This is a genomic window from Terriglobia bacterium, assembly GCA_032252755.1.
Classification (GTDB): Bacteria; Acidobacteriota; Terriglobia; order Terriglobales; family Acidobacteriaceae; genus JAVUPY01.
Map to the genome: position 1 here is coordinate 53,995 of JAVUPY010000088.1, position 13,051 is coordinate 67,045.

Annotated in this window: 13 protein-coding genes; 6 read left to right on the forward strand and 7 right to left on the reverse strand. The window is 58.4% G+C overall.

The genetic code is table 11. The features are described 5' to 3' along the window. The 3 genes from ROO76_21735 to ROO76_21745 all read left to right on the forward strand — a co-directional run bounded on the left by ROO76_21735 (position 1) and on the right by ROO76_21745 (position 2,279). Positions 1–573: a hypothetical protein gene (locus tag ROO76_21735; protein MDT8070791.1), complete on the forward strand. Its 573-nt coding sequence runs from the start codon at positions 1–3 to the stop codon at positions 571–573. A gap of 81 nt (positions 574–654) precedes the next feature. Then, positions 655–1,218 (forward strand): DUF2059 domain-containing protein, encoded by a 564-nt coding sequence (locus ROO76_21740; GenBank protein ID MDT8070792.1) that lies wholly within the window; start codon positions 655–657, stop codon positions 1,216–1,218. Positions 1,219–1,598: 380 nt separating this feature from the next. Further along, the gene (locus ROO76_21745; GenBank protein MDT8070793.1) at positions 1,599–2,279 is read left to right on the forward strand and encodes a response regulator transcription factor; all 681 of its coding nucleotides are present in this window, start codon (positions 1,599–1,601) and stop codon (positions 2,277–2,279) included. A gap of 78 nt (positions 2,280–2,357) precedes the next feature. Here ROO76_21745 and ROO76_21750 read toward each other — a convergent pair whose 3' ends face one another. Next, the gene (locus ROO76_21750; protein ID MDT8070794.1) at positions 2,358–2,699 is read right to left on the reverse strand and encodes an STAS domain-containing protein; all 342 of its coding nucleotides are present in this window, start codon (positions 2,697–2,699) and stop codon (positions 2,358–2,360) included. An 83-nt stretch (positions 2,700–2,782) separates the two neighbouring features. Between ROO76_21750 and ROO76_21755 the strand changes: the two genes are divergently transcribed. The 3 genes from ROO76_21755 to tsaE all read left to right on the forward strand — a co-directional run bounded on the left by ROO76_21755 (position 2,783) and on the right by tsaE (position 4,916). After that, entirely contained in the window at positions 2,783–3,373 is a 591-nt protein-coding gene (locus ROO76_21755) for a hypothetical protein (GenBank protein ID MDT8070795.1), read from the forward strand. A gap of 227 nt (positions 3,374–3,600) precedes the next feature. Next, positions 3,601–4,371 (forward strand): enoyl-ACP reductase, encoded by a 771-nt coding sequence (locus ROO76_21760; protein MDT8070796.1) that lies wholly within the window; start codon positions 3,601–3,603, stop codon positions 4,369–4,371. A 113-nt stretch (positions 4,372–4,484) separates the two neighbouring features. Continuing rightward, complete coding sequence (gene tsaE / locus ROO76_21765) at positions 4,485–4,916, forward strand: tRNA (adenosine(37)-N6)-threonylcarbamoyltransferase complex ATPase subunit type 1 TsaE (protein MDT8070797.1); 432 nt, start codon at positions 4,485–4,487, stop codon at positions 4,914–4,916. Between the two features lie 32 nt (positions 4,917–4,948). On the opposite strand, the gene ROO76_21770 is transcribed toward tsaE, so the two are convergent. From ROO76_21770 to accC, 6 genes are all read right to left on the reverse strand, one after another. Next, the gene (locus tag ROO76_21770; GenBank protein MDT8070798.1) at positions 4,949–6,520 is read right to left on the reverse strand and encodes an NAD(P)H-hydrate dehydratase; all 1,572 of its coding nucleotides are present in this window, start codon (positions 6,518–6,520) and stop codon (positions 4,949–4,951) included. Beyond that, a complete protein-coding gene (locus ROO76_21775) occupies positions 6,520–7,527 on the reverse strand; it encodes a potassium channel protein (protein ID MDT8070799.1) in 1,008 nt (335 codons plus the stop codon). The genes ROO76_21770 and ROO76_21775 overlap by 1 nt, the downstream gene beginning before the upstream one ends. Before the next feature lie 81 nt (positions 7,528–7,608). Continuing rightward, the gene (locus ROO76_21780) at positions 7,609–9,168 is read right to left on the reverse strand and encodes an amino acid permease (GenBank protein MDT8070800.1); all 1,560 of its coding nucleotides are present in this window, start codon (positions 9,166–9,168) and stop codon (positions 7,609–7,611) included. Between the two features lie 75 nt (positions 9,169–9,243). Next, positions 9,244–10,737 (reverse strand): amino acid permease, encoded by a 1,494-nt coding sequence (locus ROO76_21785; protein ID MDT8070801.1) that lies wholly within the window; start codon positions 10,735–10,737, stop codon positions 9,244–9,246. 225 nt (positions 10,738–10,962) lie between these two features. Next, complete coding sequence (gene thiE, locus ROO76_21790; protein MDT8070802.1) at positions 10,963–11,610, reverse strand: thiamine phosphate synthase; 648 nt, start codon at positions 11,608–11,610, stop codon at positions 10,963–10,965. 61 nt (positions 11,611–11,671) lie between these two features. Next, the gene (accC, locus tag ROO76_21795; GenBank protein MDT8070803.1) at positions 11,672–13,039 is read right to left on the reverse strand and encodes an acetyl-CoA carboxylase biotin carboxylase subunit; all 1,368 of its coding nucleotides are present in this window, start codon (positions 13,037–13,039) and stop codon (positions 11,672–11,674) included. Between the last annotated feature and the right edge of the window lie 12 nt (positions 13,040–13,051).

Sequence of the window (13,051 nt, forward strand, 5' to 3'; positions counted from 1 at the left end):
ATGCGGATAGGCCGAAATCTTCTGCTGGCGACGGTAGCGCTCGCGCTCTCGATGGGGACGGGGTGTCACCGGAGGAAACCGAAGATTCCAGTGAAGGCTCAGCCTCCCACCATTGAACAGCCGACGATACCGCCAGTGGCGTCGCAACCCGAGCCGACGCCTCCGACGGTCACGCCCGGCGAAGCACAGCCTCTTCCAGCGGAACCCGCTCCGGTGAAGACCAAGAAACCGAAACGGCATCGCAAACCGCTGCCGACGACGGCGAATACCCCGCCACCAAAGCCTGCTCCAAAGCCGGAAACGCCGCAGCCTGACACTGGTGTACAAATCACGGCGGATATTCCGCAGAACGTGGCGAACGAGCGGCGTCAACAGACGGAAGGGCTGCTGCAGGCAGCCGAAGGCAATTTGAAGAGGATCAATCGCACGCTCACCGACGGCGAAGAGTCCATGCAGCGGCAGGTTCGGAACTACATCACGCAGTCGCGGCTGGCGATGCAGGATGGCGACATTGATCGCGCCTACCAACTGGCGTATAAAGCGCAACAGCTTTCGCAAGAACTCGTAAAATAAGCTTCACACGATTGAGAGGTTTGGCCCCGCAACTCTGCGCAGTGGAGCGGGGTTCCACCTTTAGCTTCGCCTGGAGAACTTATGACTGTCCGTGGCATCCTGTGCCTGTCCCTGCTTGTGTCCGTTACATTATTTGCGCAGCAAGAACCTTCGACGACCACCGCCCACACCCCTTCGCATGAGCCGGCGGCAAAGAAAGGGCACGTCGCGGATGATGAGGCCAGCAAGACGGCCGATATCCACCGGTTGCTGGAACTGACGGGCACGCGCGAGATGGTGGAACAGATGAAGTCGTCGATGATGGAGCAGTTCCGCAGGAACGCGCCGGGGATTCCGCCGGACATGTTCAACGAGATCATGGCGGAACTGAAGGCGGACGACCTGATGGACTCGATGATCCCTGTCTACTCAAAGCACTTTACGGGCGAGGATATCAAGCAGATGATCGCGTTCTACCAGAGCCCATTCGGACAGAAGGTGCTGCGAGAGATGCCACAGATCATCTTGGAATCCAACGAAGTGGGAACGCGCTGGGGTGACGGCGTCGTAACGCGGGTCGCAACACGGTGGCGCAACCAGGGAAAAATCTCGCAACATGCGTATGAAGAGTTGATGGACACGATCGGACCGGAAGACGAGCACTGATGCCTGTCCGGAATTCCGAAAGAATACCTCGGAATTTACGCGCGCAGTAAGAGGACGGTTGCGTGCGGCAGAGCCAACTGTCATGGGGTACTTGTAAGCCCCGCCGCACAACTCGCCGGTCCGGGTACCGGCGAGGGAGCGCCTGAGACGCCGCTTAAACTGCGCCCGCCCAATGGCAGTCTCCCGGATCGCAGTGTGCATCGCCCTATCTGACAAGATCGCATTGCTGCCGAACCAGCTGAATCCATCCGAGGTTGTACAGTTTCCTACCAAGGTCGTAGTCTGAATGGAGCGCTTGCCGCCGACGGGCTGCCTGTGCCCGGCCTGGCGGGCCCTTTGAGGCATAATAGGGGCCGCGAAATTTTCCCCAGGAGCTGCACGTGTCCACGACTCGCAGTGCAAAGCCCCAGGCTGTACGCATCGTGCTGGCCGATGATGATCCCATCGTCCGCGATGTACTTCGCCACCTCCTGACCCCCGAAGCAGGATACGAAGTAGTGGCCGAGGCCCTCGATGGGCGGCAAGCGATCGATGCCGTAGCCAAATTGCATCCAGACATCCTGCTGCTGGACCTGCTGATGCCCAACATGCCGGGATTGGAAGCGCTTCGCGAGATCACGGACAAGGACGCGAAGTTGCGAACCATCGTGCTGACGTCGTCGATCAGCAAGCGGCAGATCGTCGAAGCGCTGCAATTGGGGGCGCGCGGCATCCTGCTGAAGAGCACGCTCGACCAGTTGTTCCAGTGCATAACGGCGGTTCGCATGGGAGAGTACTGGATTGACGGCCAGCGGACCTCGAATGTGATGCAGATCCTGCAACAGCTTTCGCAACAGGAGCGCGTGGAGAGCAAGAACAACTACGGGCTCACGGACCGCGAGATGGAGGTCGTGCGGCTTGTTTGCGAGGGCCTGGGGAACAAGGAGATCGCCGATCGACTGCAAATCGCCGGAGAGACGGTGAAGCGTCACATGACGAACATCTTCAATAAAGTCGGGATGTCATCGCGGCTGGAACTGGCACTTTTCGCGATCGATCATCAGCTGGTCAGCCGACAGTAATCAGAAACAATGAAGGCAGGAGGACACAGAGGTTTTTGAGCCTTCTTCTTCGCGCCTTTGTGTCTTAGTTCTGTGCAGTTACTTTGCGAAAGATGCGGCTGCAGTGTGCTCGTCGGGGTAGAACTCGAACATGGTGTCGAGGCGGATCAGCGCAAGCGCATGCAGGATAGAAGCGCGGGCGCCGACGATTTTCATTGCGCCGCCCTCTTTGTCGAGCGCGGCCTTGCAGCGCACGAGATTGCCCATTCCGGAAGAGTCGATATTGGGTACGTTGGTGACATCGAGGATAATCTGGGTACAGCCTGAAGCGACTGCGCTGGTCCAGCGGGCGCGGAAGTCTTCCAGGTTTGGCCCGTGCGATAACCGCCCGTCCACCTTGATAAAACCGTTGATGCCTTCTTTCCTGAACTCCACAGCCATCCCGGAGACATTAGTACAGTGTTGGAAAGTTCGCAACCTCGGGCGCATTACAATCGTAACTGTCGTAACTGTGTGAGGTTGCTATGGCCGATTCCCTTTACCTCAGCTTGTGGTTCCCCAGTTTTGACGCGGAAGAGATGCTGCCGCGAGTGATAACCGTCCTGAAGCAATTTCCGTTTTCGGCGGCTTCGCCGGGCATTCGCTACGCGGCTGTCCATCCGGTGGACTGGTCGGAAGCAACGGTCATGGAACAGCGATTTATGCCACCAGTAGTGCCGGATGAGCTGCCGGCGGCGCTGTCGGAATTCACCGAGCCGGACTACGCTCTCGCGCTCGAGGCTTACTGGGATTTGTGGTCTCCGGATGAGCGCGGCGAATGGACGCTGCAACCGACCAAGGCCGATTTCCTCGTAAATGGAGTGGAGTTCGATGACGGTGCGTTTCGGGACCGCGGCCACATCGAGATCGACTTTGGACTGGACTCTCCTTTCCTGTACGAAGAACGCGACCTGACTCATGCCGACGAGGAGCGCGTAAAAGCGAACGTGGCGAAACTCATCGGTTTCACGCAGAATCTGGAGAAGACTGCCGGTTTACGAGGGCGCGTGCTTTGGTCGGAGAGCGATGAGAACCTGGCGCAGAAGCTGATCGCGAGATTGCAGAAGGTGCAGTGAGGCAATTGACGATTGACGATTTTCTCATTGGCGATTGGATGGCAATGAAGAATGTCGGAATGACGAAAACCAGACCCCGAAAGATCCGTGTTTTCTGATCGTCAATGAGAAAATCATGAATCGTCAATTTTGGATTTCATTCGTCATTTCGACATTTCGGCATTCGTCATTTCGCTCGTGCTATTCTGTTTCACTTGCAGCTCACGTTTTGGAGGATTCTGTAGAGGATGTCGCATTCCCTCGAGGGACGTAATGTCGTTGTTTTTGGAGTAGCCAACAAGCGCAGCATCGCGTGGGCGATTGCGCAGCAACTGCAGCAGGCCGGGGCGAACCTGGCGATCACGTACCAGAACGAGCGGCTTCGCGCGGAAGCCGAGGACATGATCAAATCGCTGCCGAACTCCGAGGCGTTTCAGTGCGACGTCTCCAGCGACGACGAAATCGCACAACTTTTTGACAAGCTCAAAGCGCGATACGGCAAACTGCACGCACTGGTTCATTCGGTGGCTTACGCGCCCGCCGATGAACTGAAGAACCCGTTTCATCTGACTTCTCGCGAGGGGTTCCGCGTTGCGCATGACGTCAGCGTTTACTCGCTGATCGCCCTCACGCGCGCCGCCGCACCGCTGATGACCGAGGGCGGCAGCGTGGTAACGATGAGTTATTTCGGCGCCGAAAAAGTTGTGCCGAATTACAACGTGATGGGCGTCGCTAAAGCCGCGCTGGAATGTACGGTGCGCTATCTCGCCTGGGACCTCGGACCGCAGAACATCCGCGTGAACGCCATTTCCGCCGGTCCGATCAAAACCCTTGCTGCACGCGGTATTTCAGGCCTGAGCGACATGCTGAAATCGCACGCAGACCGGTCACCGCTGAAACGCAATGTCGATGTTGACGAGGTCGCCGCAACGGCGACGTTCCTGTGCTCACCCGGGGGCACGGGGATCACGGGGGAGACGATCTACGTGGATTGCGGATACAACATCATGGGATTCTGAGAAGAGATTGACGATTGACGACTTTCTCATTGACGATTAAGAACGACCACGAGGCACGAAGATCTTAGGCCAGCGTTCTTCGTCCCTTCGTGTCTTCGTGGTACTTCGCGCCCATGCCTACCGAAACGTTTCTGACCAATTCCGCCGATGAGACCATCGCGTTGGGTGCGGAGGTTGCTCCCATGCTTCGCGGGGCACGCATTGTTCTGCTTCGCGGAGACCTCGGGGCAGGCAAGACGACGCTCGTGAAGGGGATTGCCGAGGCGTTTCGGGCGGCCGCGCAGGAAGACGTTACCAGCCCGACGTTCACCCTCATCCACGAATATCGCGGTCCGGAGCGGACGCTCTATCACATCGATCTGTATCGGATCGATACCGAACGCGAACTCGCGACGTTAGGGTTGGAAGACCTCATCAACGAAGATGGGGCGATCCTGCTGATCGAGTGGGGAGAGAAGTTCGAACGGCTAAGAAAGCTGCGCGACTTGGAGATCAGGCTCGAGCGGACGGGAGATACATCGCGAAAGATCAGCGTAAGTAGCTGACTTCTTTCACCGGCTTGATGGGGCGCTGGGTGCTAGTAAACTCTCAATACCTTCTGCTCCGCCCAAGCTTTTGCGCGGCGAATGGCTTCGGGAAGATAACGGATCAAATCGGTTGCAATCACTGATTGCTCGCCCAACGCGTCGCGCGCGACGTCTCCGGCGAGGCCGTGGAGATAGACGGCGGCGCAGACCGATTCAACCACTTTTTCCGGGAATTGCGAGAGCATGCCGAGGATCAGGCCGGTGAGGATGTCGCCGGAGCCGGCTGTGGCCATGGCGGGATTACCTGTCGGATTCGCGAAACAGGTGCCGTCCGGTAGGGCAACGACCGTGGGATGCCCCTTCAGGACGACTATCAGTTTGCGAGCGGCTGCGAATTTTCGGGCGGCGTCGATGCGGGCTTTCTCGATGTCCTCGCGCGGAACGCCCATCAGGCGCGACATTTCGCCGGAGTGTGGAGTGAGGATTAATGGGCGCTTGCTGCCATCGAGTTTGTCGAGCGCACCGGCGAAGGCGTTGAGACCGTCGGCGTCGAGCACGATGGGGATGTTGATCTTGTGTACGGCCGCGCGGACGAACTGCACGGTCTCCTGGTTGATCGAAATTCCGGGGCCGATTGCTACCGCTGTCTTGTACTCCAGCAATTTCTCGAGCCGCTGATTTTCGAGCGCTTTCAGCGAAATGGTTCCCTCGATGGTTTCCGCGAGCGGTTCGGTCATGATCTCCGGAGCGACCATCGCCACGGTGGAGAGCACAGAACCCGGTATGGCAACTGTCGCCAATCCAGCGCCGGCACGCAGCGTCGCGAGGCCCGCCATTCCGGCGGCACCGGCCTTACCGATCGACCCGCCAAGGACCAGCACACGACCGAATTGTCCCTTGGCGGCATCGAGCGGACGCGGGACAAGCAAACGTGCGACGTCGAGTGGGCTAATAACTTCAAGTTTCAGCGCTGACTGCACCGCTTCTTCGGGCGAGCCGATTTGTGCAACGAAAAGAGGCCCACTGGTGAGCAGTCCGAAGATGTGCGCGGGACGCGGTGCCGTGAACGTTACCATTACGTTGGCGCGCGAATAGAGGCCGTAGTAGCCGCCGAAGATGTCGGAAGGCGCACCGGAAGGGAGATCAACTGCAACCACTGGCGCGCGCATGAAATTGATGGCGCGGATGGCGGCTTCGGCCATGCCTGTGACCGGCGGCTTCACGCCTGTGCCCAGCACCGCATCGATAATCAGTTCTGCGTGACCAAGGCCACGATCCATCTCGGCCTGGATATCGGCAGGTGTACGCAGAATAACGGGCTTCACCGGCAGACGGGCGAACATGTTCGCGGCGTCGCCCTTGAGTTCTTCCGGAGATCCGCATAGGAGCACTTCGACAACGCGTCCCTGCTGGTGCAGTTTGCGGGCTGCGACGAAGCCGTCGCCACCGTTGTTGCCTTTGCCGCAGACGACCGCGATGCGACCCAGGTTCGGATACATGAGGTGCACGACCTGCGCAACGGCAGTTCCGGCGTTCTCCATCAGTCCGAGCGATGGCACGTGATACTTTTCCGTGCTCAACCGGTCGATCGTGCGCATCTCGTCCGCGGTAGTGATTTTCATCAGGCCCTGGCTCCGGCAATGGTTTCCATGCGGCGCAACTGGTCCGGCGGCCCCATGACGATGAGGAAGTCGCCGGCTTCGATTTTGTCCTGTGAGGCAGGATTGTAGTGCATCGGGGCACCCGGGCGCTTGATGGCAAGCACGATGATGCCGAGGTCCTGCCGAATCTTCGAGCCACTCACCGTCTGACCCGCGAGCGACGACGCCGGCTCGATTTGGATCTCCTCGATTTCCAGCCCAAGCTTTTCCTGCTGGACCATGGCGACGTCGATGAAGTCGACTACGTTGGGCCGCAGGAAGGAGTGGGCGATGCGATGCCCGGCGAAGGTGTAGGGGGAGACGACGGCATCGGCCCCGGCAGTGCGGAGATGCTTCTCGGCGTCTTCTTCGCTGGCGCGGGCGATTATTTTTAACTTCGGATTGAGTGCGCGGGCGGTGAGCACGATGTAGGTATTCGAGGCGTCGGTGGTTGTGGCGGCGACGAGTCCCCGGGCGTGTTCTATCCGCGCCTGGTGCAATACTGCTTCCTGTGCAGCATCACCAATGATCATGAGCGGGAATTCGGTGCGATAGCGCTCGGCCTTCGCCTGGTTTGCCTCAACGACGAGATAGGGTGCCGGCTTGCGCTGAAATTCGTGGGCTACGCTGCGGCCGACGCGACCGGCGCCGCAAATGATGTAGTGATCGGAAAGACGGCCAATTTCGCGTTCCATTCTGCGCCTGCCAAAAGTTTCTTCGAATTCGAATTCTATGAGCGCCTGCGTTAGCGATCCGATCAGCAGAAAAACCAGGCCGACCCCGGCAACGATCATGAAGACGTTGAAAACGCGTCCCGCGTGCGAGAGAGGATGCGTTTCCTGGTAGCCGATCGTCGTCAGCGTGGTTAACGTCATGTACAGGCCATCGAAGTAGGACCAGCCTTCGATGAAGTGGAATCCCAGCGTGCCGATGACGAGCAGCAGGAGAATTCCGACGGCCAGGAACTTGACGTTACGCAGGGCCTTCATTGGGTCTCGCAGCGAATTCTAAAACGAAAGGCCTCTCGCGACATCGCGAAAGGCCCATCTTAGTCAATGGTTTGTTGGCCTCTAATCCCCGGCCACAACCTGCTTTTCTCCGAGGAGCGCCTGTACCTTGCTGTGGTGACGGCTGTAGCTGAAATAGATGACCAAGCCGATGACCAACCAGACGAGCAGGCGAATCCAGGTGTCGAGCGGCAGGAAGCCCATCAGGGCCAGTGAAACGAGCATTCCAAGAATCGGAACGAGAGGTACCATCGGGGTTTTGAACGGCCGAGGGAGATCCGGCCGCCGCACGCGAAGGATCCAAACGCCGCCGCAGACGATTACGAAAGCCAGTAACGTTCCGATGGAAACCAGCTCGCCCAGGATATCGATTGGTACCAGGCTCGCAAAGACGGCGACAAAACCGCCGACCAGGATCGTCGAGATCCAGGGGGTGCGGAAGCGCGGGTGAACCGCGCCCGCCCAGCGGGGCAGCAAGCCGTCACGAGACATGGAATAGAACACACGCGATTGTCCCAGCAACATCACGAGCATGACCGTTGCAAGGCCGAAGATCGCGCCCAGTTTCACGAAGAAGGCCGCCCATTTGACGCCTGTTGCTTCAATGCCAATCGCCACTGGATCGGAAACGTTCAGGGCCGTGTAGGGAACCACGCCCGTCAGCAATCCGGAGACGAGAATGTAAAGGATGGTGCAAATAACCAATGAGCCAAGAATTCCGATCGGCATGTCCTTCTGCGGATTCTTGGCTTCCTGGGCAGCGGTCGACACGGCGTCGAACCCGATGTAAGCGAAGAACACGACACTGGCAGCGCGGGCCATCCCGCTCCACCCGTACTCTCCGAATCCCCCCTTGTTCTTGGGAATAAAAGGATGCCAGTTCGCCAATGTCTGATCCCAGTGCGTGAAGGCGTAGTGACCGGCGATCCCGATGAAGAGCAGGACGATCGAGACCTTTACGATGACGATCGCAGAGTTGAAGTTGGCGGACTCCTTGATGCCAATGACCAGGATTATGGTGACGCCGATAATCGCCAGGAAGGCAACAAGATTGAACAGTCCCGTCATGTGCGGCAGCGTCGCCGGGTCCACATGATTCGTTATGAGGGTGGCCTTGATCCTCTCGAAGTGCTCCCAGTAGCCGTTATAGAAGACCAGTTGCTCACTCGGTGCACAAGTTAGCCGCGGTGGGATTCGTATGCCAAAGTCCTGGAGGAAGCTCAGGAAGTAACCACTCCAACCGGAAGCGACGGTGGCAGCGCCGAAGGCATATTCGAGAATGAGGTCCCAGCCGATGATCCAGGCAAAGAGTTCGCCCAAGGTAGCGTATCCGTAGGTGTAGGCCGAACCCGCGATCGGAATCAGCGAGGCGAACTCCGCATAACAAAGGCCGGCAAAGACGCAGGCGATTCCGGAGAGCACGAATGACAGGACGATCGCAGGACCTGCATACTTTGCCGCGGCGGAACCCGTCAGGACGAAAATCCCGGCGCCGATAATTGCGCCAATGCCGAGGGTCATCAGATTGATCGGGCCTAAAGCACGTTTCAGGCTGTGCTCGCCGGTCTCCGACGCCTCAGACATGAGTACGTTCAGAGGTTTAGTTGCCAGAAGTTTCGACATCCAGAGTTTCTCCTTAAGTCGCCGGCCCTCGCCGGGCGGCACATCTTCAATATCTACTCGGCGCGCACACGCAGGTTACGTCTGCCTGGCTTGTTGCGCCTGTGCGCCCCGGGACCACCAGAAGTACACAGGTATCCCGAGTAGGACAATAATCAGGCCCGGCCAAGTGTATTGGGGTTTATAGCGCAACCAGACTACATCAATGAAGACCGCCATCAAAATGTAAATGGCAGGCAAATACGGATATCCGAAAGCCTTATAGGGTCGCGGTGCGTCCGGCCGGGTACGGCGAAGAACAAACAATCCGCCCAGGGTCAAAATATAGAACAGCACCGTCGCGAACATCGTGTAATCCAGCAATTGCCCGTAGCTACCGCTGAGGCAAAGGACACAGGCCCAACCTGCCTGTACGGCCAGTGATATGTGGGGCGTCTTGTATTTTGGATGCAGTTTTCCGACGGGCTTGAAGAACAATCCGTCGCGAGCCATGGCGTAATAGCAGCGTGCGCCGGATAGGATCAGGCCGTTATTGCACCCAAAGGTGGAAACGAGTATTGCGATCGCAATCAGCGAAGCGCCTATCTCCCCAAACATCTGCTGGGCCACAGCCGTGGCCACCCGGTCCTCGGAGGCGTACTGAATGCCGCGAGACAACACCGTCGTCCCATGGGGGTCGCCGAACAGGGGCAGCGCGCAGAGGTAGATCACGTTGGCGAAGATATAGAGCAGGATGACCGTTCCAGTTCCGATCGCCAACGCGAGGGGCAGATTACGGTGCGGGTTCTTCACCTCCGCGGCGGTAAAGGTCACGCTGTTCCAGGCGTCAGCTGAAAACAGCGATCCGACCTGCGCCACGGCGAGGATGGTGAATACCCCGACTGTTGCGGTGGTCCCAGCGAGGCCTACCGGGATCGTGTGAAGAGAACCCAAGCCTGCGTTCTGCCAGAAGTTATGTCCGAAGTTCGCCGCCAGGGCGATGGCGTTTCGCCCCAGGAAATATCCAAGGAAGATGAGTCCGATGAGGGCGGCCGTCTTGGCGAAAGTGAATACGTCCTGCACGAACGCCCCGGTCTTTACTCCGTAAACGTTAACAAGGGAGAGGAGGACAATTGTGACGATCGCGACCAGGTTTTGGGTGTTCAGCCCCACGTCCATGTTGCCGAACACCATGGGGCCGATCAGAATTGCCGGCATCTTGTAATGGAAGGTCAGCCAATGCTCCGAGGCAATCGACGGGAAGAAGACGCCGAGGAACTTGCCCATGGCCACGCCCACTGCCGCGATGGTGCCACACTGGATTACGAGGAAATAAGTCCAGCCATAGAGGAAGCCCCACAAGGGGCCGAGAGATTCGCGAAGAAAGATGTACTGCCCACCGGCCTTCGGCATCATTGCCGAGAGTTCGCCATATGCAAGGCCGCCGATGATGGTCATGATGCCGGTGATGACCCAGGCTCCAATCAGCAGGGCCGGCGATTGCACCTCGCGAGCGATTTCGGCTGAGACGATATAGATTCCCGAGCCGATCATGGAGCCCATGACGAGCATGGTGGCGCTGGTCAGGCCCATGCCTTTTACGAATTCAGAGTCTTGTTGATCGACACCCTTGACGTTCTGGACGGTTGCGGACTGGCTCACAGTCCTCCTTGGGGCAGTTTGGTGGCTTCGCTCTCTACGCCGTCATCACGGGCGAAGCCGCAACTACGAGGTTGAGTGCAGGACCGGCAATTCCTGTCAACATTGTTTCACTGAGAATCCGGAACCCTTCTCACCAACAAAATAAGTGCAAAGACTTTACACCAAAAGCCGGAGAAATTGCTCGGATGCGTGTGCCGGATCATGCAACAGATCGCCAATAACCGCCACCGAATCGGCGCCGGCGTCGATTACGGACCGGGCATTTGCCCGAGTGATGCCGCCAATCGCGACCAGCGGTTTTGACGTGAGCGCTCGAGCGGCCCTGACACCTTCTAACCCGACGACCGGGTCAGGGTTTTCCTTGGTAGAAGTCGTGAATACGGGGCCGATTGCGATGTAATCCGCGGGACCCATGGCGGCCAGCCTTGCCTGATCGGCATTGTGCGTGGAAACCCCGATCCAGCAATGGTTTCCAAGGACAGCGCGGGCGCCTTCCGGGGAAAGGTCTTCCTGGCCAAGATGAACGCCGTCGAAGCCTGCGGCGAGGCAGAGATCGGCGCGGTCATTCATGAAGAGGGTTCGATCTGGACCGAGGACGCGCCGCAGCTCTCGTGCATGCGAGAGCATGTCCCGGGAACTCATATTCTTGGCGCGGTATTGAAAGAGAGTGACGCCAGAGGAAGCGAGTTCGAGGGCAAAATCGCAAATGGCTGTGGTTAGTTGGTCCGGAGAAGTTCGGTCCGCGAGCAAACCGGTATCGATGATCGCGTAAAGCCGAGGCAAATGGAGAGGACGATCGGTCATTTTTCCGAGAAGACCCACGTCTGCTCACTACGGCAGACGTGGGGCACGGATACTAATCTTTCTATTTCCCGGCCTTCGATTCCGCTGCTTTGTTCAGGAAGCGTTCCATGAACTTGGTATCGAACCTACCGGCACGGAAATCGGGATCGGCCATGATGCGCCGGTGCAGAGGAATCGTCGTGTAAATGCCTTCGACAATAAACATGTCGAGCGCCCGCTGCATGCGCGAAATCGCCTCGGCGCGGTCGCGTCCGCGCGCCACCAGTTTTGCGATCAGCGAGTCGTAGTAGGGCGGCACGACACCTTCTGCATATTGGGCGGTATCGACGCGGATGCCGGTTCCGCCGGGGATATTGTATGTATTGATCTTGCCCGCGGAAGGCGTGAACTTTTCGGGATGCTCGGCGTTGATACGGCACTCGATGGCGTGGCCGCGGGAAAGGATTGGACCGTGTAATACAGAACTCAACTTCTCGCCGGCGGCGATCATAATCTGGCTCTTCACCAGGTCGACGTCCGTGGTCATCTCTGTGACCGGGTGCTCCACCTGAATGCGCGTGTTCATCTCGATGAAGTTGAGCTTGCGGTTCTCGTCCATCAGGAACTCGACGGTGCCCGCGTTCACGTAACCGATCGCCGACATCGTCTTTTGCAGGATGCCGCCGATTTCTGCACGAAGTTCGGGGGTGACCATTACCGAGGGTGCTTCTTCGATGAGTTTTTGATGGCGGCGCTGGATGCTGCATTCGCGCTCCCCGAGACTGACGACATTGCCATGGGCATCGGCAAGGATCTGGAACTCGATGTGGCGCGGCGTCTCGATGAACTTCTCCATGTAGAGATCGCCGTTGCCGAAGGCATTCGCGGCTTCAGTCTGGGCGGCCCGAAAGAGGTTCGGCAACTCTTCTGGCGCACGAATCACCCTCATGCCGCGACCGCCGCCGCCGGCTGAAGCCTTCACGATGACGGGATAGCCGACCGACTTCGCCCATTCCAAGGCTTCGTCTTCGCCGCCGATGACGCCTTCGGAGCCCGGCAGGATGGGCACGCCGGCCTTCTTCATCGCCATGCGGGCCTTTTCTTTTTCACCCATCATGCGGATTACGTCCGGCGGCGGGCCGATGAACTTGATGCCGCAGGTCTCGCAAACTTCGGCGAAATTGGCGTTTTCACTCAGCAGGCCGTAGCCGGGGTGAATGGCGTCGACGTTGGCGATTTCGGCGGCGCTGATGACGGCCGGAATATTAAGGTAACTGTCGCTCGGGCGCGGCGGCCCGATGCAAATCGCCTCGTCGGCAAAGCGGACGTGGAGCGAATTGCGATCTGCTTCGCTATAAATGGCGACCGCCCGGATGCCCAGTTCCTTGCAGGCACAAATGACGCGGAGCGCAATCTCTCCGCGATTAGCAATTAGAATTTTCTTGAACATTGATAGACTTCG